This is a genomic window from Campylobacter sp. RM19073, assembly GCF_024723495.1.
In the GTDB taxonomy this organism is placed as follows: domain Bacteria; phylum Campylobacterota; class Campylobacteria; order Campylobacterales; family Campylobacteraceae; genus Campylobacter; species Campylobacter porcelli.
On the sequence record NZ_JANQCT010000016.1, the window covers coordinates 1 to 26249 of the forward strand.

Consider the following 26249-nt stretch of genomic DNA (forward strand, 5'->3'; position numbering starts at 1 on the left):
AATTAGATTTTATGCTAGGAATATTAATAATATCACCAACTGGTATCTACACATTCATCATTTGTTTGATTTTTTTTGAGTGGATATTTTACGTATGAGCGACAAGTTTTATTTAAATTTTTATGTTTTATCATTTTAAAATCTACTATATAAGTCTTTTTTCTATAACTTAATATTGTCGATGCGAATTAATTCTAGTTATTGTAAAGTCTACGGTGTTCTGTAGGCTAATTTTTCTTGCAAATCATTAAATTTATCTTTATCATTGAACGAGAATGCTTAAAAATTCTCGCGTTTTTATCGCTAATATCTAACCTTATAAGCTCTTTACATATAATGTTAAGCATATCAATTTTGAGATTGCTTGTTTTTGTTTTGATGAATTTACAATACATACGCAAGAAAGTGTTTTATTAATGTGAATTTGTTTTTTAATCGAAATTGTCAAATGTAATAGCTAAAATATTAACAGCCCTAGCCAAGAAAACAACAATCAAAAATAAGTGAAGCTATCCATTATCTGTATTTTTATAAGCTCTAGAATCTATTCAAGGCTAAACGGCGTAAATTTTTTATTCTCGCTAGTATTGTATTGATGCTTAAATTTGGTGTACAAAACAGATTTTTTGAAATTAAATCATTACATAATGTATAGAGAAATAGTATCAAAAAAGAAATAATAGCCATTAATAGAACTATCTTTTAAGTTCTTATACTTGCAAAACCGTACAAACTAAACATTATGATATCTTTGAAAATTAGGCAGATAATAAATATATTAATACTCTAAAAAATCACTTACAGCATTGCTCATGATATATTATAAAGCTTAATAGTTTTACTTTTTAAAAACGACTTTTGTAAGTAATTTATCAATTACTCTAGCAAAACTAAATTTGCTATTATTTTTTACAGATTTTAAGTTTTATTCCTTCTTTTTAATTGGCGATCGATATGATTATTCTCAAGATCATAATAATTACGCCTAGCTTGTTCAAGTTTAGTTTTAGGGTCAATAAATCTACCGTAATTTTTACACATAAATCAAATGCAAGAGCTGACTTTTTAAGACCAGTATGGCGACGAATTCACTCGTTATCTTTTTGATGGTTGGTATAAAATCTGCTTTTTGAATATATTTCTATTTTTAGGTAAATTTTCATGGTTATATTTCAACAAAAAATCTCAATAAGTAAATTTGACACATGTAAATATTAAATCATTTAATATAAATCAATATTTTATTATTTTAAGTTTTGAAAATAAGATATAAATAATCTATGAAGCTTAAAGTAAATGATTAAGAGGATTATAAAACTAATAATGGTTTAAAAATAATCCAAATTTGGACTAAGTATTACAAAATATTCCGACTGCTTACTTAATAACATGAAAATACATAAAATATAAAAAAGGAAGGAATTATATTAATTAAAATTATATTTTTTAAATATATAAAATTTAGATTTTAAGTTAAATTTAAAAAATAAATTTTTAGATTTAGAGGGTTTTTATTTTTTTATTTGATGGAATTAGTTTATTTAAAGATTTTAAAATGGATTAGAGCTATGTAAAAGAAAAAATAATAAAGAAGACACTGGTCTTACGAGCTAAAATTGATTATATATTATATTAAAAGACAATTGTAAGCGTTTTATACTTTTTAAATAATTTATAAATATATTTTATTTTTATATATCACTTTTTAAAAGTTTTTTGAATTTTATAAACGATAAAATGTTCTAAAGTGTTTGTCTTAAATTAACGCTATGAATTTTAAATTAATATTGGGATTAGAAGATGAGTAACAAATTAATATAAGAGAAACTTAATAATTTAAAATCAAAAGAATATAAAAAAACATAAAAGAGTTAAAAAATGAAAATTTAAAGAAAAGCAACATTAACGAAAAAAAGAAAAAAAGAGAAAGAAAGCAACTTAGCCGATCAAAACGATTGAAACAAACGAGCCGATTGGTTTAAACTTCAATATGAAAAAGAGTTAGAATAGCTAAAAGATGAGCAATCACGACTCGAGATAAATTTTTACAAATCAATCAATAATTTAATGAATAGTGATGGAATTAATAGTGTCTCACATCACTTTAATAGATTGATATAAGCTTAGAAATTATAATACTACAGGGACAATAACGAAAGCTAAGCCAAAGATTACAAATGCAAAGAAAAACTTGAACTTACTTTAGATAGTCTAAATTTTTAGAGAAGCTGTGATTGATTTAGTTAAAGAAGTATATACGCAACGCAAAGAGATACAACATGTAAGCTATACAAAGTTAAAAACCACATAAGAAAAGAAAATTAAAAACAGACTAGATGTAAATAGGTATGAAAAATTAAGCAAAATGATGAGCGATATTGAAAAATATACGCCAAATTTTAAACATGCATATCCTAAATTTTATTAAAAAATTAGCAAAATACTAGATGAAATAAAAAACAAATTCTAAATAAAAATCAAGACCAAGGCAGAGAAATATAAATTAAAAGGAATAACTTCAATTATTAAATTTATTACTAGCCCAAAAGCGTAGCGTCGTAAAAAGCTTTAGATAAATTTGACAGAGTAGATAATTTGCATATTCAAGAATATTTAAGTGGTTTTAGCGATCAAAGAGATATATAAAACATTAAATGGAGTTTTATAAATTTTTTAACTAAACATAATCCACAAATTACTATTAAACATAGAAAAAATAGCTAAAAAATTAAGCAAATTTATAGATAACAAGACATAGGAGCTAGTTTTATAAAGAACGAATATACTGTTAAAACAAAGATGATAAAAAACTGCTATTTAAATAAACATTGCTATTGCGATATTTTTAACTAGCGCAAACGTTAGTGGTATACCAACAATATACATTGTTATAATATCTTAACAAGTAGAATGGTTTAAGTTATTAGCAAATATTAAAAGATTATGTTGAGCAGATCAAATAATATGAGTAAAGGGTGTGACGAACATGAAAAACAGATGCAATTTAAAGCATAAAGACTGAAAATCTTTTTAGCTATTTTCTTGTATTTAAAATGAGATTAATTAAAATATAAAAACTTTTTATCATCATTTTAAATGTAATTTAATTGCTATTATTATATAATACATTTTACTTGACATTTGGAGTTTTTATAATGTTTCAATTAAAATTCAGCCCCGCTACAATTAAGCATTTAGGTCTAAGCATGTATAGTACTTTACCGCCAGTTCTATCAGAATTGATTACAAATTCTTATGATGCGGATGCCACAGAAGTCAAGATTTCAATGAGTCAAAATACTAGAGAAAAAACAATAGAAATCTTTGACAATGGTTGTGGTATGAGTATGGATGAGTTAAATAACAATTTTTTGCAAATTGGTAGAAATCGCAGAGAAACCGATAATGAAAAAGTAACTCAAAAATATAAAAGAAAAGTTACTGGCAAAAAAGGTATAGGCAAACTTTCTATGTTTGGCATTTGCAAAGAGGTGGAAGTAGAAAGTTGTAAAGATGGCAAAATAAACAGCTTTGTTATTAATTATGATGAATTAATGAGCAAGAGTGCTGATGAGTTATTAGAGTTGCCACCAAAAAAAGATAATGTAGAAACAAAAGAGAATAGTTATACAAAGATAATATTAAGACAGCTTACTAGAAAAACATCAATTAATATTCAAAATCTATCTGATTCTATATTATCTAGACTAAATTTATTTGATGATAATTTTATATGTAAAATCATTGGACAAGATCAAGAAGAAGTTTTGGATGCTGACGCAAGAAAAAAAATGTTATTAAAAGATATGCAATTTGAATGGCATATTCCAAATGATTTAAAAACTTTAAAAATAGATCAAAATATAATAGACTTTATAAGAGAAAAGAATATAAATGGTAGTATAATAACAACAAATAATACACTTAGCGACGATATAAAAGGTATAGCATTGTATGCAAGAGGCAAGTTGGCAAATAATAGGGAATTTTACAATGTTAAGTTAAGTAATTCACATGCTTTTTCATATATGAGTGGCGATATTAATGTAGATTATTTAGACGATAGTATTGAAGATGACAATATCTCTACTGCTAGAAATTCTCTTATTTGGGAAAATGATGATTTGGTAGAATTGCGAGAGGTATTATCCGAAATAATAAAAAAGATTGGTGCCGATTGGAGAGAGAAAAGACGAGAAGCAAAAGAAAAAATACTCAGAGAAAAACATCAAATTGATACTGCTTGGTATGAAAGAAAATTTAATAGTCAAGAAGATAAGATTTTGGCTAAAAAAATTACAGATATTGTGATATCATCAGATTTGGAAGAAGGTAGAATCAAAAGCTTATTGGAATATGTAAAAGGTGCTTTTGAATTTGATATTTTTAGAAAATATGCAAGTGAAATAAGTGGAAATGAAAATACTGATGCCATCATTAAACTAATGCAAGATTGGCAAATTATTGAAGCAAAAGAATATTATAGATTGGCAATAGGTAGAATAGAAACAATAAACAAATTTAAAGAAATGATAAAAGCAGACACCAAGGAAGTTGGAAAAGTGGATTCTATGCATGGTTTCTTAAATCAATTTCCATGGATACTAGAGCCTAGGCTTTCTAGCTTTGAAGATGAACAGGGATATAGACAAATTTTAATAAAACATTTTTGTGACTCAGCACTAGAAAATATTCAAGACCGTAGACTTGATTTCTTGTGTAAAGGTTTTGGTGATACTTTGTATGTTTTAGAAATAAAAAGAAGCCAAAAAATTATAGGAATAGAAGAATTAAAGCAAATGCAAGAATATTATGAATTTATAAAAGCCCACATAAATGAAAATAATTCAGATAGAAGTAAATATAGAAAAGTTAAAGCATATATAATAGGAAAAAAACTAAAAAACGATAGTATGGTAAGAACAAGACTAGAAACGCTTGAAAAAAGCGATATGTTTTTTATGAGTTATGAGGATATGTTGAGTCAAGCAGAACAATATCATAGGGACTTTATTAACACTTACGAAAAAACATATAATTTAACCAGCATAAATATTTCTAATCAAGAGAGTTAATAAAAATTTCTCCAATAGCTTTTGATAAATTAACTGGAACGGCATTACCTATTTGTCTAGCTATTTGGTAGTCTGTTCCAAAAAACATATAATCTTCTGGGAAAGATTGAATTAATGCACCCTCTCTTAAAGATAAAGCCCTGTCTTGCTCTGGATGTCCAAATCTACCACTATAATATTGATTAAATTTTGTTGTTATTGTCGAACTCGGTTTATCCCATGATAATCTTCCGTAGTTGTCTTTAAACACATTTTTTTTTGCATGACTTTTTGCCCTTAAAGAATCATGCCACCCAGCTCTTGTTCCACCATTGTGCCTAGTAGCTTGTATTCTTTTTAAATTTATATCATTTAGCCTTAAAGACCTGTGTAAATAATCTATTGCTGATGGGGTTTCGTGGGTTATTGGTTCTAGATTATATATAACATCTTTTAAAGTAATTTCTTTAGTTTTTTTTATTTTTAAAAAAGATAGTTTATTATTTTTTAGTCTTGTTGCTATTAAAAAAAGCCTTTTTCTGTTTTGTGCCACACCATAATCTTTAGCATTTAAAATTTTATATTCGTATTTATAATTATTAGTTGAAAGCATATTAATAAATTTTGAAAAATATTCATTTTTCTCCGTTAGCCCACTTACATTTTCCATTAAAACAAAGTGAGGTTTAACTCCTTTTATGATTCTAGCAAACTCATCTAATAAGGTTTTTCTATGATCATCAATCTTTTTTCTAGTATTTATGCTACTATATGGCTGACAAGGAGCACAACCAGTTATCATTGTGTATTCATTTTTTAACACATATTCCTTAAAAATTTGTTTGATTTCTTTTGCTTTTATATCAATAATGCTTTTGTTTATAAAAAGTGCATGTGTATTTTTTTGATATGTATTTTTACATGTCTTATCATAATCAACTCCAGCAAAAACATCAATACCAGCTAACTGCAAGCCTTTTGTCATACCTCCAGCACCACAAAAAAAATCAATCGCTTTTATTTTCTTTAGCATTGCAATAACCTTTTTAAATATAAGTGATAATTATACCACCTTCACCATAAATTTTATATCAATCATATAACTTGTAATGATTAGATTATGCGATATGATATTTGAATTAATTTTGCATTTTATACTAATGAATAACTAGAAAAATTTAAAAAATTATGGAGTTTTTATTTAGATTAATTTTTTATTTTAATTTAATAATATTTCCAATTTTTGTAGTTTTAGTTATTATAATTTTCATAGTAAAGGGTTGGAGATTATTTAGATGATGAATACATATGTTCAAGATATTTTAACACAAATTAAAACTTCAATTATATATGATAATGCTTATGATAAAATGATAGAATCAAAAATATATGCTGATAGTAGATTAAAAATTTTATTATAATTTTGTTATGCGGATTATGCAATTTGTATTCATCGTAGTTATGCTACTTTATGTAATTGTTATAAAGGTTTATTAGATTTGCCCTATACGAGCAAGAATGCAATTTTATAGCTTTTAGATAAACTTTTTATTTTATATTGTTTAAATTTTTAATTTAAGATTATATTTTATTATAATGAATTATAAAAAATAAATTAAAACAAAAGAGGTTAAAATATAGAGTTTTTAGCCATCGCAATTGATTTAATAAAAATAAAAGAAAAAGTATCATACAATTTTTCAAAAATTAAACCTATAATGTCATGTAAGAAAATTAAAGAAGCATATATAGACTTATCGTTTTCACCGCTTATTGGGTTATATAAATATTAGTAATAGCAACTCATCATATTTTAGTAACTTACTTAATAGGATCAATTTTTAGATAATTTGTATAAAATGATCTACAATTTAGATTTTATTTTTAATTACTTGAGAGCAAATGTTAATATATTAAATTTAACAAAATATTATAATTATATAATAAGATTAGATTTTTACAACATTTTAAAATTTGTTATTTATAGATAGCAAGATTAATAATAAAAGAAATAAAGCTGTATAAAATTGTAAAAAAGTATTTGTTATTTAATGGATAATATTTGAATTTTGATTTTTTAGTAATCGATTATTAAAAAATAAATTTTTAATTATATAAAATCACTCACAACATAGGCAACAAAAATTAATCAATATAATTCTTGATATTTTATATATTGTCTAATTAAAACTATTTATTGCTATATTTAATAGGAGTTTTAAAATTGTTTATCTTTAAGTAAGTGTAGTTAGAGTGGTTATTTTTAGTGGTATTAATATTTTAGGATATAAAGAGAAGTTATTTTATAAGAGTTGATTTAGAAAAAACAGTATTAAATAATTGATAAATATAGCCTTATAGGATTATTACGTATATTAGTAACTATTTTAGTTATAATTTGATAGTATTGTAAGAGATAAAAAACTATTACAATATATTTTTAAAGTGTATAGTTTTAGTGGCTTGATGATCTCTAAGAACCGTTATATTATTTATATAGTGTATGCTTAAAGACTTTTAGTTTTGAGGTATGATTTGTTATGTTGATTGAGTATAATAATACCAAATTTACAATAAGTATTTTAAATCAAATCTCGCAACATAAAATATATACTCCTTGAGTATACAAACTATACTTAAATAATTATTTAATATAGGATTTACATATAGTGTTTAACTAAAATATTAATAAATTTAGATAGAATTTATGAAAATTAAAAAGGATTAAAATGCATTGGCAAGATACGCAAATAGCGGTTGTGGAGTATGATGGTAGATTTTTTGCTTTGAATGGTTGGAATGATGAGTGCTTTGATAGGTGTTGGGAGTGCTCTAGCAATGATGGTAAGAGATTTGATAGCATTGTAGGCGATAAGACATATAAAATTTGGAATGATGAAAATGGGGTAAGGTTAGAGGCAAATTGCTTTGAAGCAAAAGAGGGCATTGAGTATATGTATAAGGTCTTAGTGCCATACTCTGGAGCGGCAAATAGCCTAAATGGCGAGATTTTGCGTGCGGTTTTGTCTATTGATAATTGCGAAGCTAGAATGAGTGGAGCTATCAAATTTTTACAATCCCATATCGATGATGAATATACCCTAAAGCTTTTAAATCATATCAAAGATGGCGATAGAGTTAAATTCAGTGAGTTTAAAAGTAGGGTTGAAAGCGATATTTATGCTAAATTTCTAGCAAATGAATTTATAGATAATTTTGAGGATTTTGAGGATTTGGCAGATTAATTCTGCCAACTCTAAGACCAAGGCAAACTATTTTCTAACTCATTTAGGTCGCTTTGATATTTTGATTTTAGCGAGTTTATATAGTTCTGATTTTTACTCATTAGATCAGCCATTTGCAATTTAAGAGAGTTAATAAATTTAGTAATAAATGTCGCATTACCGCTAAATTCACTCTCAAATTCATAATAGCTAAGCTCATTTAAAATTCTCTCATTTATCTCACTTAATCTTGGATAATACAAGCTAAAAGCAACGGGGTCAGACTCATAGTCTTGGCTGCTTTTTTCGCACTTTTGAGCTATGAAATTCACGCTTAGTCTAATTGCGTTTTGGTAGTTAGCGCTAACTTTTATAAAAACTCTTTCAAAAAATAGCCCTAAATTCGCAAATTTAGCCAAAAATAGCGTCTCAATATGGCTTAAAAATAGAGAATAGACTTCGCTTGAGAATTTACGAATATCGGCAAAAAGTAGATCAGAGTGGAGTGGGTCTGATTTTCTAATGCTCTCATATTTGGCTTTATAGCGAAGTGTAAGCTCTTTTAACTCATCAAAGATTGATTGTAAATCGGCTAAAATTTCATTTTCAAATTCGCTTAAATCTCGTTTAAATTTCTTAAATATCTTAGCGAATTTATCATCATTATAGATGAGTTTGCCTAAGATTTCATCTCTATCTAGAGAGACTCTTTCATACTCTATCTTTTCAAAGCTATTTTTGCTTAAAAATCCGCTTTTTTCTTTGTAATAAGCTGATTTTTCATTTTTTAAAGCACTATTAATTTCGTTTGCTATTAAGGCTGCATTTTGCTTGATTGCTTCAAAAAATATCTCAAATTTGGCATTATAACTATCATTTAACTCGCTGAATTTAAGATTTGTTCTATCTTGAAATTTAGTAAAAATATCTGAAATTTCATCTAAAATATTTATAAAGCTTAAATTTTGATTTTGCGATGAGATTAATATATCTTTACAAGCGGATTTTATAAAATTCTCTTTTGTATTAGCAATTTTATCTAAAAATTCAAATACCGCCTCAAAGCCACTATCACTTCTATTTTCTCTTTGCATTTTAGCTGAGATGGCTACCACTTGGCTAAAATGCTTGCTATATGTGGTGTTGGCGTGGGTTAAAACCCTATCTATCTCCTCGCCATTTAATTTATCTTTTTGGTTTAATAGGGCAATTGCGTTTTGCTTAATGCTATTTGGAATAAGATTTAGCTCATCAAGTTCGCTCTTTCTAGCGGCGTTGTCAATTAGGCTAATCCAGATGAGTGCCACAGCTTCATTTAGTATCATTTTTGTTTCATTAGTATCAGCGTCGCTTCTAGAGTTTAGCCCTGGAGTATCGATGAAACTAATCTTTTTAAGTAGTTCATTTGGAGCGTAGATTGTGAGATTTTTGACATCTTTTAAGGCGTGGCGTTGATCTACAAAGGCGCTAAGCTCATCAATATTTTTATACTCATCTCTTCCATCGTTGTGAAGGATTTTTAGCATATAATTTGGTGCGTATTTGATGAATGTGGGCTTAGCCGTTACTGGCACAACTCCAGTAGGCAAAATATCTAATCCCAAAAGTGCATTTAAAAAGCTAGATTTCCCACTGCTAAACTGCCCGACAATGGCTACAAGTGGTGGCTCGTGGCTTAGTAGGCTAAGGAAATTTAATCTATCGATTAGCTCCTTGCTTGGGTGGAATTTAGGCTCACTAATAAGAGCGCAAAATCTTTCAAATTCTCCTAAAAATCCATCATCAAAGCTGATTTGATATACTCTTTGATACTCTTTTATAAACTCTTTTAGCATAGTTCTATCCTATTTTTAATCTCTTGGCATTGTGCTATTTTGCTATCAATATTAGCTATTAATCTCTCTTTATCCTTGATATTATCAAAATTTGATTTGGCTATTGTATTTATTTGCGCTTCTTTGGTTTTTAGATGCTCTTGTATGGAGTTTAGCTCTGATTTTATGCTGGTTATAAACTCATTTGTACAAGAAAGAGCTAGAGTGCTAAGCTTATTGGTTAAATTTAAATTTATTATAAAATCATCAAAAATTGTAGTCAAATTCGCCCCTAATAACTCTATATTTTTCTGATTTTTTATAGCCTTATTGACATCGCTATTTAGGATTTCGTAGTTGATTTTGGGTAGATGCTCATCTATATAAGCTCTAATATCTGGCAAGGTTAAATTCGCATTTTTTGCCCCTAGCTTTAACTCTAAAATTTTACTAGCTGAGTCGATATCTTTGCTAATTTGCTGCTTAAAATCTCTGAAAAAATCTATAAAAGAGTCATTAAATCCACTCTCTATAATCACCCCAAGTCTCATAATATCAAGCTTGATTTTTTTATCAGTGGCGTATTTTACATCGCTGATTACTCTATCTTTGATTTTAGCGCTTATGGATTTTAGGGTTGCGTTGCTATTTTCATTATCATAATTCAATCTTTTAAGCAGATTTTCAAGTTCGCTATTTATGCTATTTGCGGCATTGCTTATCTCATCTATCTCATTTTGGAGTGATTTAGCAAGCTCTTTAGCTGTGGCGGTATCTGATGTTAGGGCTGTTTTTTGTGCTTTTAGGTCATCAGATATTAATTGCGTGATATTTAAAAGCTCTTTTTTATAGTTGTCTATAATTAGTGTTGCTTTTTTAGAATTTGAGCCAAAAAAGCTCTCATAAAGATAGTTTCTTAGCTCATCAATTCCGATATTTTTAATTGCTGAAATGGTAAAAAATTTGGTCTCATCAGCTAAACTCTCATCAAATCCGCACTCACTAAGCTCGGTTTTAATACTATTTTTTGTGTAGTTTAGCACCTCTTTTATATCATTTTGACTAAGCTTATCAATGTGCGTAAGAGCGATTATAAGTCCGCCACTTTTGCCATTTTTTAAGGTATTTACGATAAATGCCATATCTTTTTTAGTAGCACTTTGACTAGCATTCATCAGATGAAGTGTAAAGTCGCTTTGGCTCATATAATTTGCCGTTAAAATCTCACGCAATACCACAGCATCATCAAGCCCTGGAGTATCTACTATATCAATGCCATCTTTTAAAATATCTAGCTTAATACCTAAAATCACCTCTTTTACCATTTTGCTAATCTCATTAGCAGCAGTTGTGTATAATTTTAGCTCACTTATTGGGACTACTTTATCTTTCATCTCTTTTGGCTCTAAATTCATCGATTTTAGCTCTTCAGGCGACCAGAAGCAGACTTTGGCAAATTCATCTTCGCTATAGGTTAGAATGCTTAAATTCGCTGTTTCTGGGATATTTGAAGCACCCAAAATATTTTGATTCATCAGTGCGTTTAAAGTGCTACTTTTTCCAGCATTTATCACCCCAGTAACTGCTATTTTAAATTTAGAGTTATTAGCACTATCGTAGGCGTTAATCAGTCTTTGGCTAACTTCTTTAAATTCAAATTCGCTTAAAATTTGATGAATTTCATTTAGCGTGTGGAGATTTTTATGAAATGGCTGAGCTTTGGCGCTATCTACTTTAGTAAAATCAAGCTCAAGGCTATTTATAAACTCACTTATCAAAGAGTAGCCAGCAAAATCTATAATATCATTTTTAGCTATCTCATTTAATCCATTTAAAACCCCGTTTATATCTATTTGCAAGGCCTTTATAGCGTTTATTATGCCAATTTGACTAAGCTGGACGCTATACTCATTTAGACTTAAATTCGCCCTTGCAAAAATCCCTTTTAAACTCTCTAATCTAATTAGCCTATCATAATTTCTTGGTGTGATACAAAGGATTATCGCCGCTTCATCACTACTGAATTTACTTATATGATTTTCATCGACATATAGGGTTTTAATCCCCCAAATTTGCTCTAATATCTTAATCATTTTCTACCTTTTACTCTTAATATTAATGAAACCAAACCCAAAATCAAAGCTATGCTAAATATAATGATTGAAATTTGTGCCATATTAATTAGCTTTAAAGGCGGTATGAGATACCAGCCATCTTGATATAGCTCTATGAAATATGCTTGAATTGGGTCAAATTTAACATCAAGCGGCACTACTGGCATATCTAGTCCGCACTGACCTGTGGCTTTAAATATAGATGGCAAAATCTCATCCCACGCTATATTTAGCTCAAATATTGGCTTATCAAGGCAGCCTTTTACGCCAAATGGATTGGAGCTTAATATTGCTTTATGGATTGCATTTAGCTTTAAAGCCTCTAAAATTCCGCAAATTATGCCATATATAAATAGCAAAAAACCAGCCATAAATATCCAAATTTGCCTATAAAATATCAATATTAATATAGAAGCAAATCCCGAAATTATCATATAATACCTTATATACACGCATTGAACGCAAGGACGCATATAAAGGTAATTTTGTAAAATAAAATGCGCCACCGCTACACAAAAAAGCGTAAAAAAACCATTATAAAGCCATAATTTTCTGCCACTCATAATATACCCTTGGGTTGTTTTGGCTCTATTATAACCAAAACTTGCTATAATTTTGTAAATTTAAAAGGCTAGGGCGATTTGGATACCATAAAATATTTGCAATTTTATTTTGTTTTTGATAGGGTTGTAAGTGGATATGATGATATTTTTGTAGCTATTGAGTCTGAAATTTTAGCTAAATATCAGAGTTTAAAAGGCGAGTTTTACTTTGAATATGATGAGGCTAAAAGATTTTTAATGCGTCTTTCTAAGGGTGATAGAAAGAGATTTGTAGCTAGTAAATATCTATCTAGGTCGCTAAGTAGTGCTATAATAAATGAGCTTTTAAATAAAAATTTTATCAAAATTGAGCAATCAAAAGAGATTAAACCGCCTAAAATTCGCCATCAAAAGCTAAAAAAGGAGCTTAGAAGGTATCAAATTCAAGATAAAATTCACTTCACAAAACGATTTTATAGATTTTGGTTTAGATTTATTGAGCCAAATTTAAAACTGATAGAAAATAATCAAAATGATATGGTTATGGAGGAGATTCGGCGTGAGTTTGATCACTATTGCTCGCTTGAGTTTGAGCTAGCTTGTATTGAGCTTTTATCTAAGAGTTTAAATATTCCAAAAGAGCAGATCTCAAGCTATTGGGATAGGGAAAATGAGATTGATATATATGCTAATTATGATGGATTTACCATCGTAGCTGAAGCAAAGTATAAAGAGAGAAAAGTGTGTAAAAATATCTTAAATTTACTAATTCAAAAGTGCGAAAAATCCAAAATAAATTGGGATAAAATAGCGTTATTTTCAAAATCAGGCTTTAGCAATGAGCTTTTAGGGCTTAGAGATGATAGGGTGATTTTGTTTGGGCTTGATGATTTTAAGGATTTATATGAATGAGAAAACCAAAAATATAGAAGATGGGTTAAAAAGTCTAATAGAGCAGACTTATTTAATAGAAAAAGAGTATAAAATTTTAGGTGAGTCATATGCGAATTTACAAAAATTTACCCAAGGGATTGTAGAGAGCCTAGGTGCGTCATTGTGGGCGATTAGCTCAAGTGGGGAAGTGGTGCTTAGTAATGATAAGGCTAAGCAGATTATGGGAATTTTAGATGAAATTAATATCCAAAAAAGCACACAAGAGATTGAATTTCAAAATAGAGTTTATGCCATTAAAATCACTAATAGTATGCAAAATCAAATAATCCTAGCTACTGATATAACTGATGAGAAAAGATCAGCTAGACTAGTTTCTATGGGAGCTGTAGCGGCACATTTATCGCATGAAATTCGCAATCCCATAGGCTCAATTTCTTTGCTAACTAGCACTCTTTTAAAGCGAATTGATGACAAAAATCGCCCATTAATTGAAGAGATCCAAAAAGCCATTTATAGGGTTGAGAGGATTATTAAAGCCACGCTTTTATTTACCAAAGGCGTGCATATAAATTCTAATAAATTTGATCTAAGCAAACTAGAGATTATATGCCGTGAAGCTATCAATCAATATGCTTTTAGCAAGGATATTGAGTTTAAATTTAGCGGATTTGATGGGGAGATATGTGGAGATATTAATCTGCTTGATTTGGTATTTACTAATTTTATATTTAATGCTATTGATGCCATTGAAGAGAGCGATGATGAGAGTGGGATTGTGAGCTTAGAGCATAAATTTGAAGATGGTTTGCATAATTTTTATATTAGTGATAGCGGGGTTAATTTGCCTAGTGGGGCGATATTTGAGCCATTTAAAACTACAAAATTAAAAGGCAATGGTCTTGGCCTAGCCCTAAGCTTAGAGATCATAAACGCTCATAAAGGCTCTGTATCAGTCCAAAATAGCCCTAAGCTTTTTACAATAACTCTGCCTTAAAATTATATTTTAAGTAAATTTAGTGTAAATTTAGCAAATTTAATTTACCAAAGGAATATTGATGATACAAACTTGCCTTTTCCCTGCTGCTGGGTATGGAACGAGATTTTTACCAGCGACTAAAAGCTTACCAAAAGAGATGCTCCCTATCCTTACTAAACCCTTAATTCACTATGGTGTAGATGAAGCTAGAGAGGCTGGTATGAGTAATATGGCGTTTGTTACGGGTCGTGGTAAGAGGGCTTTAGAAGATTACTTTGATATAAGTTATGAGTTAGAACATCAAATTTCAGGCACAAATAAAGAGTATATGCTAAATGACATTAGGCAGCTTATGGATCAATGCACATTTACCTTTACTCGCCAGATGCATATGAGAGGGCTAGGCGATGCTATTTATAGCGGAAAAAGGCTTGTTGGAGATGAGGCCTTTGGGGTGATTTTGGCTGATGATTTGTGTATTAATGAAGATGGCGAAAATGTGATGTCTCAAATGGTAAAAATATATGAGAAGTATCGTTGTAGTATCGTTGCTGTGATGGAAGTTTCTAAAGATAGCGTTAGCAGCTATGGAGTTGTCGATGGTAGATTTATAGAAGATGATCTAATAATGGTAAATGATATGATAGAAAAGCCAGACCCAAGCGATGCACCTACAAATTTGGCTATTATAGGTAGATATATTTTAACTCCAGATATTTTTGAGATTATAGAAAATACAAATCCAGGCAAAAATGGCGAAATTCAAATTACTGATGCACTTTTAAAACAGGCTCAAAATGGTATGGTTTTAGCATATAAATTCAAAGGTAGAAGATTTGATTGTGGTAGTGTAAGCGGATTTGTCGAAGCTACAAATTTCTTTTACGAGTATGAAAATGGTAGAAAATAGTCTTAAATTTCATAAGCAAAACATCAGCAGTATTAATAGCTACACAAGACGCATTAATGATGAGGTAAATGATGGCCAAATAGGCTATTATCACTTGCCAAGCTTTGAGATAGATGGATTAATAAATGCTATTTCATCTATTAAGAATATGGATTTTGATAGTGTTGTGCTTGTGGGCGTTGGCGGTAGCTCACTTGGCGTTAAGGCTCTTTATGATATGCTAAATTTAAAAAAAGAGCTTATATTTTTAGATAATCTTGATCCATTTAGCATAGAGCAAAAATCAGCTAAAATCAACCCACAAAAATCGATTTTTATAGTATCTAGCAAATCAGGCACAACGATAGAGACTATATCGATATATAAATATATATTGGATAAATTTGATATTAAAGATTATAGCAATTTTATATTTATAACAGACCCAAATAGTCCGCTTGAAAATTACGCTAAAAAGATAAATGCTACGATATTTAATATACCAAAAAATGTAGGCGGTAGATTTAGCGTTCTTTCTGCGATTGGATTAGTTCCGCTTGGGCTTTGTGGTGCTGATATTAAAGCCTTGCTTGATGGGGCTAATAGCGTAAAAGAGCAGTATTTGCAAAATGGCGATGATACAATTTTACAAAAAGCTTATCACTACGCAACCCATAAGAGTGCTAAGATAAATGTTTTATTTAGTTATAGCGATAGATTGACTAGTTTTAATGAGTGGTATATTCAGCTATGGGCTGAGAGCTTGGGCAAAAAGCGTGGATATAAAAGGGTTGGCCTAACTCCAGTTGGTCTAGTAGGTAGTAAAGACCAGCACTCATTTTTACAGCTTATAATGGAAGGCATAAAGGATAAAACCGTAACATTTATAACCATAAAAGACCATGGAAGCGATATAGTGGTGCCAAATTTAAATTTAGATTTTTTAAGCGGATGTGATTTTGTAAATTCTAAACCGATTAGCGATGTATTTAATGCTCAAGCTCACTCAACCATGCAAGCCCTAGCCAGCGAGCTAATAAGCATTGATGAGATAGCTTTAGATAGGATAGATGAGTGGCATTGCGGGTGGCTTATATATTATTATGAGTTGCTTACTAGTGCTATAGGGGTTATGTTTGGTATTAATACCTATGATCAACCAGGAGTTGAAATGGGTAAGAGAATACTTAAAAAGCTTTTAGATGATGGTGATTAATAGATTAAAATTTATACTAAATAATAAAAATTATTATTTATTTTATTATATTTTAAGTTTTAACTCTGTATAATTACACAACTTAAACATAAAGGATTTAAAATGAAAAAAGTAGTAGAGCAGTTAAACCAACTTCAAGCTGACGCACACAGCTTATTTGTTACATTTCATGATTATCACTGGAATGTAAAGGGATTGCAATTTTTCTCAATTCATGAATATACAGAAAAAGAGTATGATGAGTTGGCTGAGCTTTTTGATGAGATGGCTGAAAGAGCTATCCAAATAGGTGGCAAAGCTATTACTAAAGCTGATGAGCTACTAAAAGTTGCTAAAGCACCAAAAATTAGCAAAGATAGCTATACACCAATAGAAGTTATAGAAGCCTTAAAAGCTGCATTTGAGTATCTAGTAGTTGAGTTTAAAAAGCTTGAAGATGTAGCTCAAAAAGCTGATGATAATACAACTGTAGCAATAGCTCAAGAGAACTATGCCAAATTAGAAAAGAAAATTTGGATGCTTAATGCGACTTTAGCATAATTAGATAAAGCGGCTTAAAAACCGCTTTATCTAATTAATTACTTCTTAAATGCTTCAATCTCTATATTTAGTTTGATCTCATCACCAAGTGCTACTGTGCTAGACTCTGGAGCGAAGTTAAAATCACTTCTTTTAATCTTGCCTTCTAGGCTAAATCCTACTATCTCAGCACCTTGTCTATTTTTACTTACTCCACCAAATTCATAATCAAGCACTACTGGTCTAGTAACATCTCTTATTGTTAAATCGCCTTTAATTTTGCCTTGGCCATCTCCACTATTTTCAAAACTTTTCATTATAAATTTGATTTGTGGGAATTTAGCAGTATCAAAGAAATCAGCCTTTTTAAGGTGTGCGTCACGACCTTCATTATTTGTATTGATTGAATCTACTTCGATTGTAGCTGTAAGATTAGATGGAATTTTATTAGTAATATCAAGCTCACCATTAAATTTGCTAAATGTCCCTGTAACATTGCTTACTTGAAGGTGTTTGATTTTAAAAGCTGTGCTAGAATGAACAGCATCAACGCTATAAACGGCTGCATTTGCTACGCTAAAAAGTAGGCCTAGAGCCGCAACTGAAGTTAGAATTTGTTTTTTCATATTTTCTCCTTTTGAGTTTGTAAAATGATTATAATTATCTAAAAATAACATATCTTAAATAATTGAAAATTAATTAAAAACTTTGTTTAATTTATTATTTAAATATATAGCAAATTCATCTATTTTAATATCTCTTGGCACACTATCTCTTTGCTTTTTGCCCCATAATGATTCAGGAAAAAACTCATCATCTTCAAATCTAGCTTGAATATGTATATGAACTCTAGGCACATAGTTTGCAAAACTCGCCCAATTGATTTTTGTAGGGTTATAGAACTCTATCATAGCCTTTTCGCACTCTAAAGCAGCATCAAATAGCCTTTTTCTAGTATTCTCATCGCAGTGGCTAATCTCTTTAAAATTGCTTTTTGTAAAGATTTTTATCCACGGCAAGGCATTTGGCTCGATCTCTATATATATAAAATCATCGCTATAAATCATCATTTAACCTTTATAAAATTTATCAAATTATACCAAATTTATGGCTATTTTATAGGAGTTTTGATAATATGGCGCCATCAAAATAGTAAGGTTAAATATGAAAAGCTGTATAGTGGTCTATGATGGGGTAAATCTTTTAAATTTTGCTAGAATTTATGATATTTTTGCTAGGTGTGGGATTGAGTTTGTGGTGGTTGGATTTAGGGGCGATGCGACTGATGAGATGGGGATTAGCCTTCCTATGCATCTAAGCTGTGAGTCCTTATACGGATATGATATTGTAGCTATCCCAGGTGGCAAGGGTGCTGAGATTTGGGCTGATGATTCTATATTTTTAAGCTGGATGAAAAGTAGCCAAGAGTCAAAATATATAATCTCACTAGATAATGGCGATAAGATTTTAGATGGAGCAGAGCTAAATGGGTATAAATTTAGCTCAGATGAGGCGATTTTAGAGTGGATAAAGAGCAAAGTATAATATCAAATTTCGCTAATAAATTAAATGGCGATGATGGTGCGGTTATTGGTAATGTAGTTTATAGCAAGGATATGTTTGTTGAAGATATTCACTTTAAATCACACTGGCTTAGCCCAAGGCAGATAGGCATAAAAGCAATGATGGTAAATTTAAGCGACGCAGTAGCTATGAATGCCACGCCAAGATATGCACTTTTGGGTCTTGGATTGCCTAGGAATTTAAGTAGCAAATATATTAAAGAGCTAAGCAATGGTTTAAAAGAAGCAGCGTCGCAGTTTGATACGCAAATCATCGGCGGCGATACAATCTCAAGCGATAAATTAATCATTAGCTTAACCATAATCTCATATCTTAACGCTAAAAATCCATTAAGCAGATATGGGGCAAAAGTAGGGGATATAGTGTGCTATACTGGGGATTTAGGCAGTTCGCTAAAGGGGCTTAGGACGCTTTTAAATAATGGCAAGATAGGGGCTAATTCTCGTTTTGTAAGACCAAATTTGAGATTTGAGTTTATTAAACGCAGTGCTAAATGGCTAAGGGCTGGTATGGATATTAGCGATGGATTGGCTAGTGATTTGGCTAAAATTACGCAAAATAGGGGAGTTAAATTTAATAAAAAGTTATCTAAAATCGAATTTATCAGCGCAGAAGAGTATGAGATGCTTATAGCGGTGCCACCTAGAAATATAAAAAGGGTGTTAAATCAAGCCAAAATGTGTAGAGTAAAGCTAAATTTACTAGGTAAAATTATAAACGAAAGGGCAAAATTCCATGGAAAATTCAGCCATTTTTAAGCCATTACTTACAACAACGCATACTCCTATCAATGCGTATTTTAGTAAAAATTCAAGCGATTTTGTGGTGCGTGAAATCCCATTATATGAGTATAGCGGTAGCGGAGAGCACTTAATAGTGCAAATTCAAAAAAAGGGATTAAGCACATTTGAGCTATTAAGCATTTTATCATCTGCTACAGGAGTAAGAATCAGAGATTTTGGTTATGCTGGGCTAAAAGATAAAGAGGGAATGACAACGCAGTTTATATCACTTCCAGCTAAATTTGAGAGTGCTATAGCGAATTTCTCTTATGATAATATTAAAATTTTAAATACTACTCGCCATAATAATAAGCTTAGAGTTGGTCATTTGAAGGGTAATCACTTTTTTATTCGCCTTAAAAAAGTGCTTCCAAGCGAGGCTCAAAAGCTAAAAAATGCTATAAATTTGATTGATAGTCGTGGTTTTGCTAATTACTTTGGCTATCAAAGATTTGGTAAATTTGCTAATAATTATCAAAATGCTAAAGAGCTACTAACTGCTATGGCAAATGGGGATAAAAAAAATCTTAAAAAATATAATCCAAAGCTTAGAGATTTTTTAATTAGTGCGTATCAGGGTGAGCTTTTTAATCGCTATCTTAGCAAGCGTGTGGAGATTAGCCGATTTTGCGATAGTTTTAGCATTAAGGAGTTAGCTGAAATTTATAAATTTGATATGGATACAATCAAAGATTTAAAATCCCAAAAGCAGTTTTTTAAGCTAATTCGTGGCGAAGTGATGGGGCATTATCCATTTGGTAAGCTATTTTTGTGTGAAGATTTAAGCTGTGAAGTTGAGAAATTTATCCAAAGGGATCGCACTAGCTGTGGATTACTTCTAGGCTCTAAGGCGTATGAGGCTAGTGGCGTGGCTATGCAGATTGAAAGAGATATTATAGGGACTGAGTTTATTAAATTTATGAATGGCTCAAGGCGGTTTAACTGGGTTTGGGCTGATGAGATGAGGTATAGCTACAATGAAGAAGAGGCTCAATTTAGCCTTAGTTTTACACTACAAAAGGGCTCTTATGCTACTACTTTATTGCGTGAGATTTTAGGTAGGGAGATATTTGATTTTGCGGATTTGTAGTTTAGAGCTACAAATCCAAATTTAATCTGTTTATTTAAAGCTTATTAATTTATTATTTAGCTTAACCGCACTATCTAAGATCTCATCAGATACTTGCTCGATATGGGTAGCAAGCTCAGTAAGCTCGGTGGCAGCGGTGCTGACCTTTTGTATATTATTGCTTAGCATTGCCATTCTCTCTTTGGCATCGTTTGATTTATCCTCTACGGTTTTAGTGGATTTAATACCAGAGTCTAGTGTGCTAATCGAATTTGCTATCTCATCTTTTAGATCAGCAGCTTTTTCTGAAGTGTTACTCATTGATAGATGAATATCATCCATTAGAGATTTATTGTTATTTACTTGTTGGACGATTGTTTGGACCGTGATATTAATATCGCCTAGAGATTTACTAGTCTTTTCAGCCAAGGCACGAACTTCATCAGCCACCACAGCAAATCCTCTACCATGCTCTCCAGCACGAGCAGCTTCTATAGCGGCATTTAGGGCTAGTAGATTTGTCTGATCGGCAATATCTTTAATCTGGTTAGTAACGCCATATATAGTATCTGCACTTTGGACTAGTTGATCCATATTAGCTACTATTTCATTCTCTTGTTGGCTACTTACTTCTATTAATTTTATTAACTCTAAAAGAGTTTGCTCTGCTGTATTCATCAGAGTTTTTAGATCTTGCATATTTATAGTAGCGTCATTGGCAAGTTGTCTATTTAAATTTATAGCCTCATTTAGCAAGATTGTGATTTTTTGGACACTTGCTACTTGCTCGTGTTGATGAAGTGAGTTATCTTTTAGTTTATGTGCGTTTTGTTGTAAGGCAATTGAGTTTTTATGGCTACTATTTGAGCTATCAATTGCTTCTAGTATTGAGTTTTGGACTATTTGGATAAATTTATTTATATATCCAGCACTTGTGGCTAGCTCACTTTTTGGATCTATTTTTAATCTAGAGCTAAGATTTGCTTTGTTACTTGCTAAATTTGAGCTTAATATCTCTAAATTTCCAATAGGGATTACCACCTTAACAAGGGTTAGCCATATAAATAGAGCAAAGATAATCAAAGTTATACCAAATACCGCAATTGCGATATAGAGTTGGTTTTTATTGCTTTGCTCTATCTGATTTGAGATGATTGTCTCAAATTTAGTTAATTTATTACTCAAATCTTGACTAAGATATAAAGTAGAGTTATTTTGCATTACATTAATCTGACTCATCATCATATTAAAGTGCTTTTTAAAGAGATTTAATAGCTCATTATCTCCAATTTGAGCTTTATTAATCACGCTTACAAGCTCATTAAGCATATTTATCACATCTTTGGCTAGGATATTTTGAGTTGATACAATTGCCAAGATTTGATCCATTGCTTCTAGAAGTGCTAGGTTATTTGGTGTTGGGTTTGCTACTACTAGTTTATCTATTTCATGGCTTAGAGTAAATAGATATGATTTTGAGTTTATAGCAATTGAATTTGCGGATTTAAATCTCTCTAGTTGCTCTTGCTTAGCATAAAATGATGAAGATATGGAGTTTATCATATTTTTATCTACATCTAAGGCGGCTAATTCATTTAGAGTATTTTTAAATTTACTGCTATAAATCACGCTTTGATCGTAATTGATAAAGTTAAATTTAGTCTTAAATACCTCATCAATCTTTAGGTCATAAACTTGCAAATGTTGCGTAGCCATCGCTATTTTTTCATTCTTTTGAGTTGATTTGTAATTATTAAATATAAACGCCAAAAGAATAAATATAAATACCAAAACAAGCACAGTAAGTGCTATAAACTGTTTTAAAAAACTGATTTTCTTAGAACTGCTCATTATATTCCCCCGTTAAACTCTCTAAAAATGCGACTATATCATCGACTGTTTGCTGGTCTAAAAATCTGCCTAATTGATAATATGCCATAAATTGCACACACGCATCAAGCGTAGGAACGCTACCATCGTGATAGTATGGAGCTGTTTTGGCTATATTTCTTAGGCTTGGGACTTTAAAGACCATTTTATCGGATTCTTGCTTAGTTATTTCATAGCGACCTAGATTTTCTTGATTTGGATATGGCTCAAATATACCGATTTTTTGATACATAGTGCCACCTAGATTTTGCCCTTGATGGCACGCTATACATCCATTGTTTTTAAAGGCATTCCATCCTCTCTTGGCCGCGTCGCTAATGGCATTTTGATCGCCTTTTTGGTATCTATCAAATGGAGAGTTAGGAGTTATCAATGTCTTTTCAAATTCAGCTATAGCGTCTGTGATATTTTCCATATTTATTTCGCCATAAATATCATTAAATCTAGCTTTATAATCAGGATTTTGCTCTATTATTTTTATAACTTCAGCTTCATCTCTTAATCCCATCTCATTTGGATTAGTAAATGGACTTCTAGCTTGGTCAGCTAAATCCTTAGCTCGTCCATTCCAAAATTGAACGAAGTTAAATACCGCATTAAATGTAGTTGGAGAGTTAAATGGTTTATCTAGCACTCCGTGAATACCAGTTGAAAATACTTGATTATCCACGCCAAAACTCTTTATATCATGACAGGTATTACAAGAGACCTTGCCATCGGCTGATAGGCTAGTATCCATATAGAGTTTTTTGCCTAATATTGCTTTTTCTTTGTCATATGCAATGCTATCAGGAATAGGAGTAGCCATCTGATTTTGATCTATACTATTAGCACTGCATATTGTCAGAGCTGATAGGGCTAAGAGTATCGCTCTTTTCATTTATTCTCCTTAATATTTTCTACAAGATAAAAAATTTAAAGATATAATTATGCTATAAATTCTATTAAAAACTTATAAAATATTGTAAAATAAATTTAAATTGTAAATTTAAGCTATTTTTGGCTAGAATTACGCTTGGTGCGATGGATGGTCGCAAGGTAAAAGCCTTGAGGAAAGTCCGAGCTGCAATAAGACAGAGTTCCACCTAACGGGTGGCTGGGGTAACCCAAGGGAAAGTGCAACAGAAAGGAAACTACCGTTTAAGCGGTGATGGTGAAACGGTGGAGTAAGAGCCCACCAGTGCTAGTAGAGATATTAGTAGCTATGCAAACCCAACTCGCAGCAAGAAGGGGTGGTTTGGAGTCTTATATTCAACCCTTCGCTTGAATTTGGTTTAAAATCAAATCTAGATAAATGACCATCATAACAGAACTCGGCTTATAGTCGCACCATTTTAAATTTATTTGATTTAAAAATCATATTTTTTGGCTTTTTTGACCTTTTTTAGCTCTACTTCAAGCTCTTTTTGTCTATTTCTAAAAAGCTGGGTTGCACTCTTTAATAGCTCAGCTGTGCATTCTAGCTCTTCTGGGCTTAGCTTTGGTGGGTAGTTGTTTATTAGGTATTCTATCTTATCTAAATTTTCACTTACCAAAGCGGCTTTAAACTCATTAAGCCAATTCATTTTCGCCCTTTGTAGCATCTTTCCACGCTTCTAAAAGCTCTCTAGTTACATGAACGACTTCATCTAGTTTGTTTTGGTCATTGTCGATATTGGCCTCTGATATTAGCTGAATTTGCCTACTATATAGACCTTGTAGGTAGTGGCTGATTTGACCTTGACTCATATCAAGTGAGTTTATAAGCTCAAAAAATATGGCATTAGTCTTGTTTAAAAATAGCACCTTACTCTCTATATCTCCAGCGTCCATTGATTTTTTAGCTCGATATATAAAGCGTAAAATCCCCTCATATAGCATTGTAATTAGCTTTTGCGGGGAGTCAATCCCCATATTATTTTGATTATAGGCTGCGTATGCAGCATTAGATGATGCCATCTTAGCTCCTTTATTTATTAGCATTGGCAGCAGCCTCAATCATACTTTTTACGGTTTTACTTTGGTTTTCTAATTTTGCTATGATGCTATCATATTGAACCCATTTTTCAGCCATTTGAGTATATTTAGTATCTAGCTCTTTTTGTCTTCTCTCTTTGGTTTCAGTTAGGGATTTTTGAGAGCTAGTTAGGTTTTTTTCGTAGGCTGTGAGTGTGCCATTTTTGCCGATTAGACCAGTTAGCGTATCATTTAACTCTTTGAAAAATCCACCCACAATCTCAGTTTTGCCATCTAGCTTTTGCTCTTTTAGACCTAGTTTTTCTAAAAATGTTTTATCGCCTTTTATCTCTATATCTGTGCCACCAGAGCCTTTTATGACTAGTTTGCCATCTTTGTCAAATGATACTGATACATCGCTTAGATTTTTGGCATTTGCTATGGCTTTTAGTAGGGCGTTTTTCTTATCTTTTTCATTTCCAGTGCCATTAGTTCCGCTTGTGCTACTACTACCAGCGGTGTAATCTTTTGGGATATTTATATCTATCTCTACGCCATTGATGGTTAATTTACCTTTTATCTCATCATTCCATTCTACCTTTTTATCCCCTTTTAGGGTAACATTGGTAAATTTAGTCTCTGAGCTAAAGAAGTTTTTAAACTCACTAAATTTAGTATTTATCATATCACTTGCTACTGATGAGTCTAGTTTCAATATCCCATCTTTAGTAAGGGTTACGCCAAAATCAGCTAGGGATTTACCATCTTTGCTTAGTCCATTTATGGTTTTATTTAGCTCTGTTACTATCGATGTTATCTCTCTTACGCCTTGGAATGTCCCTGCTATTTTATTCTCGCTATCATATTTAGTAGCTTCGTTTATATTATTTATTATGGAGTTATAGGATTCTACCATTGATTTTAGGTCTTCTAGTATCCCTTCTGTGCTTTGAGTGATGGATACATTAGTATTCTCATCTGGTTTATCAACCTTATTTAGAGTTAAGCTAACGCCTAAAATCAGATCTTCAACTTTATTTGAGCTTCTGGTTATATCTATGCCATTATATTGGAATTTAGCATCTTGAGCTTTTAGGATTTGGGTGCCGGCGTTTTTCTTTTGATCATTGCTTAATTGGCTAGGGTCTTTTAGGGTTAATCTATTAATCTCGTTGCCATAGCTATCTTTTGTTGTTGTTCCGCCAGTATTACTTGCCTTATCAAAATAAAATCCCAAAGCCTCTAGCGTAGTATCTGAGCTAGTATTACCACTACCAGCTGGTTTTGTAATACTATAAAACTCAATCTTATTTGCCTCTCCGGTTTCAGCTGATTGGATAATTAATCTATATGGCTCATTACCACCTACATTTAGGATTTTGGCTTGGACTTTTTTATCCGTGGATTCATTTATCTTTTCAGCTAATTGCTCTAAAGTGGTAGTGGAGTCAGCATTAATCACATAATCCTTACCACCAATACTAATCCCAAAGCTCACATCTTGACTAAAGACACTATCTGTTCTTGACCCAAAGGTCTTAGACTGAAATGAGTCTTGACTAGCTAGTTGCTTGACGCTTAAATTCATAGTTTGCTCAGCTACGCCAGTGCTTGCTGATACGGTTACGCTACCACTTCCTGTAGCTTTGGTATCTCGCTTTAGATAGGTATTATCGCCAGTTAAATTTGAGACACTACTTTTAAAGGTATTAAGTAGTGTTGTAATGGCGGTTAGATCTTTTTGTTT

General features: G+C 31.0%; 22 protein-coding genes and 1 other RNA gene. 12 read left to right on the top strand and 11 right to left on the bottom strand.

What is annotated here, in order from left to right:
- Positions 1 to 3206: 3206 nt before the first annotated feature.
- The gene (locus tag CSUIS19073_RS06255; protein ID WP_180379410.1) at positions 3207 to 5075 is read left to right on the top strand and encodes an ATP-binding protein; all 1869 of its coding nucleotides are present in this window, start codon (positions 3207 to 3209) and stop codon (positions 5073 to 5075) included.
- On the opposite strand, the gene CSUIS19073_RS06260 is transcribed toward CSUIS19073_RS06255, so the two are convergent.
- Positions 5059 to 6087, bottom strand: coding sequence for a DNA cytosine methyltransferase (locus CSUIS19073_RS06260; RefSeq protein WP_086242608.1), 1029 nt, complete (start codon positions 6085 to 6087; stop codon positions 5059 to 5061). The genes CSUIS19073_RS06255 and CSUIS19073_RS06260 overlap by 17 nt on opposite strands.
- Positions 6088 to 6349: 262 nt before the next feature.
- Between CSUIS19073_RS06260 and CSUIS19073_RS06265 the strand changes: the two genes are divergently transcribed.
- A complete protein-coding gene (locus CSUIS19073_RS06265) occupies positions 6350 to 6475 on the top strand; it encodes a hypothetical protein (protein WP_257789238.1) in 126 nt (41 codons plus the stop codon).
- A 1308-nt stretch (positions 6476 to 7783) separates the two neighbouring features.
- Entirely contained in the window at positions 7784 to 8299 is a 516-nt protein-coding gene (locus CSUIS19073_RS06270) for a hypothetical protein (RefSeq protein WP_086242609.1), read from the top strand.
- Between the two features lie 11 nt (positions 8300 to 8310).
- Here CSUIS19073_RS06270 and CSUIS19073_RS06275 read toward each other — a convergent pair whose 3' ends face one another.
- From CSUIS19073_RS06275 to CSUIS19073_RS06285, 3 genes are read right to left on the bottom strand one after another with little or no spacing between them, the layout of a single operon-like run.
- Positions 8311 to 10113: a dynamin family protein gene (locus tag CSUIS19073_RS06275; protein ID WP_086242610.1), complete on the bottom strand. Its 1803-nt coding sequence runs from the start codon at positions 10111 to 10113 to the stop codon at positions 8311 to 8313.
- Entirely contained in the window at positions 10107 to 12185 is a 2079-nt protein-coding gene (locus CSUIS19073_RS06280; RefSeq protein ID WP_086236505.1) for a dynamin family protein, read from the bottom strand. Before CSUIS19073_RS06280 ends, CSUIS19073_RS06275 begins: the two co-directional genes overlap by 7 nt.
- A complete protein-coding gene (locus CSUIS19073_RS06285; protein ID WP_086236506.1) occupies positions 12182 to 12769 on the bottom strand; it encodes a disulfide bond formation protein B in 588 nt (195 codons plus the stop codon). The genes CSUIS19073_RS06280 and CSUIS19073_RS06285 overlap by 4 nt, the downstream gene beginning before the upstream one ends.
- 96 nt (positions 12770 to 12865) lie before the next feature.
- Here CSUIS19073_RS06285 and CSUIS19073_RS06290 point away from each other — a divergent pair, with 96 nt between their 5' ends.
- The 5 genes from CSUIS19073_RS06290 (at position 12866) to CSUIS19073_RS06310 (ending at position 17263) form a co-directional block, all read left to right on the top strand.
- Positions 12866 to 13660 (top strand): DUF234 domain-containing protein, encoded by a 795-nt coding sequence (locus tag CSUIS19073_RS06290; RefSeq protein ID WP_086236929.1) that lies wholly within the window; start codon positions 12866 to 12868, stop codon positions 13658 to 13660.
- On the top strand, positions 13653 to 14636 hold the full coding sequence (locus CSUIS19073_RS06295) for a sensor histidine kinase (RefSeq protein WP_086242611.1): 984 nt from the start codon (positions 13653 to 13655) through the stop codon (positions 14634 to 14636). Before CSUIS19073_RS06290 ends, CSUIS19073_RS06295 begins: the two co-directional genes overlap by 8 nt.
- A 61-nt stretch (positions 14637 to 14697) precedes the next feature.
- Positions 14698 to 15528, top strand: a complete 831-nt coding sequence (gene galU / locus CSUIS19073_RS06300) for a UTP--glucose-1-phosphate uridylyltransferase GalU (RefSeq protein WP_086236508.1) — start codon at positions 14698 to 14700, stop codon at positions 15526 to 15528.
- Complete coding sequence (locus CSUIS19073_RS06305) at positions 15515 to 16723, top strand: glucose-6-phosphate isomerase (protein ID WP_086242620.1); 1209 nt, start codon at positions 15515 to 15517, stop codon at positions 16721 to 16723. The genes galU and CSUIS19073_RS06305 overlap by 14 nt, the downstream gene beginning before the upstream one ends.
- Positions 16724 to 16825: 102 nt before the next feature.
- Positions 16826 to 17263, top strand: a complete 438-nt coding sequence (locus CSUIS19073_RS06310) for a Dps family protein (protein ID WP_086236509.1) — start codon at positions 16826 to 16828, stop codon at positions 17261 to 17263.
- A 38-nt stretch (positions 17264 to 17301) separates the two neighbouring features.
- Here the strand turns inward: CSUIS19073_RS06310 and CSUIS19073_RS06315 are convergent, their stop codons facing one another.
- Together CSUIS19073_RS06315 and CSUIS19073_RS06320 are read right to left on the bottom strand one after the other, a co-directional pair.
- Positions 17302 to 17868 carry a YceI family protein gene (locus CSUIS19073_RS06315; RefSeq protein ID WP_086242612.1) on the bottom strand — a complete coding sequence of 189 codons (567 nt, stop codon included), beginning with the start codon at positions 17866 to 17868 and terminating at the stop codon, positions 17302 to 17304.
- Positions 17869 to 17937: 69 nt separating this feature from the next.
- Positions 17938 to 18309 carry an HIT family protein gene (locus CSUIS19073_RS06320; protein WP_086236511.1) on the bottom strand — a complete coding sequence of 124 codons (372 nt, stop codon included), beginning with the start codon at positions 18307 to 18309 and terminating at the stop codon, positions 17938 to 17940.
- 97 nt (positions 18310 to 18406) lie between these two features.
- On the opposite strand from CSUIS19073_RS06320, the gene CSUIS19073_RS06325 reads away from it, so the two are divergent.
- The 3 genes from CSUIS19073_RS06325 to truD are packed head-to-tail and all read left to right on the top strand — an operon-like array spanning position 18407 to position 20698.
- Complete coding sequence (locus CSUIS19073_RS06325; RefSeq protein WP_086242613.1) at positions 18407 to 18787, top strand: DJ-1/PfpI family protein; 381 nt, start codon at positions 18407 to 18409, stop codon at positions 18785 to 18787.
- Complete coding sequence (locus tag CSUIS19073_RS06330) at positions 18766 to 19584, top strand: thiamine-phosphate kinase (RefSeq protein ID WP_086242614.1); 819 nt, start codon at positions 18766 to 18768, stop codon at positions 19582 to 19584. The genes CSUIS19073_RS06325 and CSUIS19073_RS06330 overlap by 22 nt, the downstream gene beginning before the upstream one ends.
- Positions 19562 to 20698, top strand: a complete 1137-nt coding sequence (gene truD, locus CSUIS19073_RS06335) for a tRNA pseudouridine(13) synthase TruD (RefSeq protein ID WP_086242615.1) — start codon at positions 19562 to 19564, stop codon at positions 20696 to 20698. The genes CSUIS19073_RS06330 and truD overlap by 23 nt, the downstream gene beginning before the upstream one ends.
- A gap of 30 nt (positions 20699 to 20728) precedes the next feature.
- Here the strand turns inward: truD and CSUIS19073_RS06340 are convergent, their stop codons facing one another.
- Entirely contained in the window at positions 20729 to 22528 is a 1800-nt protein-coding gene (locus CSUIS19073_RS06340) for a methyl-accepting chemotaxis protein (RefSeq protein ID WP_086236515.1), read from the bottom strand.
- Complete coding sequence (locus CSUIS19073_RS06345) at positions 22515 to 23447, bottom strand: cytochrome-c peroxidase (RefSeq protein WP_086236516.1); 933 nt, start codon at positions 23445 to 23447, stop codon at positions 22515 to 22517. Before CSUIS19073_RS06345 ends, CSUIS19073_RS06340 begins: the two co-directional genes overlap by 14 nt.
- Before the next feature lie 135 nt (positions 23448 to 23582).
- On the opposite strand from CSUIS19073_RS06345, the gene rnpB reads away from it, so the two are divergent.
- An RNA gene (gene rnpB / locus CSUIS19073_RS06350) (RNase P RNA component class A) lies at positions 23583 to 23904 on the top strand.
- A gap of 12 nt (positions 23905 to 23916) precedes the next feature.
- Here the strand turns inward: rnpB and CSUIS19073_RS06355 are convergent.
- The 3 genes from CSUIS19073_RS06355 to fliD form a co-directional block, all read right to left on the bottom strand.
- Complete coding sequence (locus CSUIS19073_RS06355; protein WP_180379411.1) at positions 23917 to 24132, bottom strand: hypothetical protein; 216 nt, start codon at positions 24130 to 24132, stop codon at positions 23917 to 23919.
- Positions 24119 to 24505, bottom strand: coding sequence for a flagellar export chaperone FliS (gene fliS / locus CSUIS19073_RS06360; RefSeq protein WP_086236931.1), 387 nt, complete (start codon positions 24503 to 24505; stop codon positions 24119 to 24121). Before fliS ends, CSUIS19073_RS06355 begins: the two co-directional genes overlap by 14 nt.
- Before the next feature lie 10 nt (positions 24506 to 24515).
- Positions 24516 to 26249, bottom strand: a 1734-nt coding sequence (gene fliD / locus CSUIS19073_RS06365) for a flagellar filament capping protein FliD (RefSeq protein WP_337214390.1), incomplete at its 5' end; no start/stop codon positions are given.

What these genes read in the sequence shown, in the direction of transcription:
- CSUIS19073_RS06255 (WP_180379410.1), top strand. Translation starts at nt 3,207, where the DNA reads ATGTATAGTACTTTACCGCCAGTTCTATCAGAATTGATTACAAATTCT.
- CSUIS19073_RS06260 (WP_086242608.1), bottom strand. Translation starts at nt 6,087, where the DNA reads ATGCTAAAGAAAATAAAAGCGATTGATTTTTTTTGTGGTGCTGGAGGT.
- CSUIS19073_RS06265 (WP_257789238.1), top strand. Translation starts at nt 6,350, where the DNA reads ATGATGAATACATATGTTCAAGATATTTTAACACAAATTAAAACTTCA.
- CSUIS19073_RS06270 (WP_086242609.1), top strand. Translation starts at nt 7,784, where the DNA reads ATGCATTGGCAAGATACGCAAATAGCGGTTGTGGAGTATGATGGTAGA.
- CSUIS19073_RS06275 (WP_086242610.1), bottom strand. Translation starts at nt 10,113, where the DNA reads ATGCTAAAAGAGTTTATAAAAGAGTATCAAAGAGTATATCAAATCAGC.
- CSUIS19073_RS06280 (WP_086236505.1), bottom strand. Translation starts at nt 12,185, where the DNA reads ATGATTAAGATATTAGAGCAAATTTGGGGGATTAAAACCCTATATGTC.
- CSUIS19073_RS06285 (WP_086236506.1), bottom strand. Translation starts at nt 12,769, where the DNA reads ATGAGTGGCAGAAAATTATGGCTTTATAATGGTTTTTTTACGCTTTTT.
- CSUIS19073_RS06295 (WP_086242611.1), top strand. Translation starts at nt 13,653, where the DNA reads ATGAATGAGAAAACCAAAAATATAGAAGATGGGTTAAAAAGTCTAATA.
- galU (WP_086236508.1), top strand. Translation starts at nt 14,698, where the DNA reads ATGATACAAACTTGCCTTTTCCCTGCTGCTGGGTATGGAACGAGATTT.
- CSUIS19073_RS06305 (WP_086242620.1), top strand. Translation starts at nt 15,515, where the DNA reads ATGGTAGAAAATAGTCTTAAATTTCATAAGCAAAACATCAGCAGTATT.
- CSUIS19073_RS06310 (WP_086236509.1), top strand. Translation starts at nt 16,826, where the DNA reads ATGAAAAAAGTAGTAGAGCAGTTAAACCAACTTCAAGCTGACGCACAC.
- CSUIS19073_RS06315 (WP_086242612.1), bottom strand. Translation starts at nt 17,868, where the DNA reads ATGAAAAAACAAATTCTAACTTCAGTTGCGGCTCTAGGCCTACTTTTT.
- CSUIS19073_RS06320 (WP_086236511.1), bottom strand. Translation starts at nt 18,309, where the DNA reads ATGATTTATAGCGATGATTTTATATATATAGAGATCGAGCCAAATGCC.
- CSUIS19073_RS06325 (WP_086242613.1), top strand. Translation starts at nt 18,407, where the DNA reads ATGAAAAGCTGTATAGTGGTCTATGATGGGGTAAATCTTTTAAATTTT.
- truD (WP_086242615.1), top strand. Translation starts at nt 19,562, where the DNA reads ATGGAAAATTCAGCCATTTTTAAGCCATTACTTACAACAACGCATACT.
- CSUIS19073_RS06340 (WP_086236515.1), bottom strand. Translation starts at nt 22,528, where the DNA reads ATGAGCAGTTCTAAGAAAATCAGTTTTTTAAAACAGTTTATAGCACTT.
- CSUIS19073_RS06345 (WP_086236516.1), bottom strand. Translation starts at nt 23,447, where the DNA reads ATGAAAAGAGCGATACTCTTAGCCCTATCAGCTCTGACAATATGCAGT.
- CSUIS19073_RS06355 (WP_180379411.1), bottom strand. Translation starts at nt 24,132, where the DNA reads ATGAATTGGCTTAATGAGTTTAAAGCCGCTTTGGTAAGTGAAAATTTA.
- fliS (WP_086236931.1), bottom strand. Translation starts at nt 24,505, where the DNA reads ATGGCATCATCTAATGCTGCATACGCAGCCTATAATCAAAATAATATG.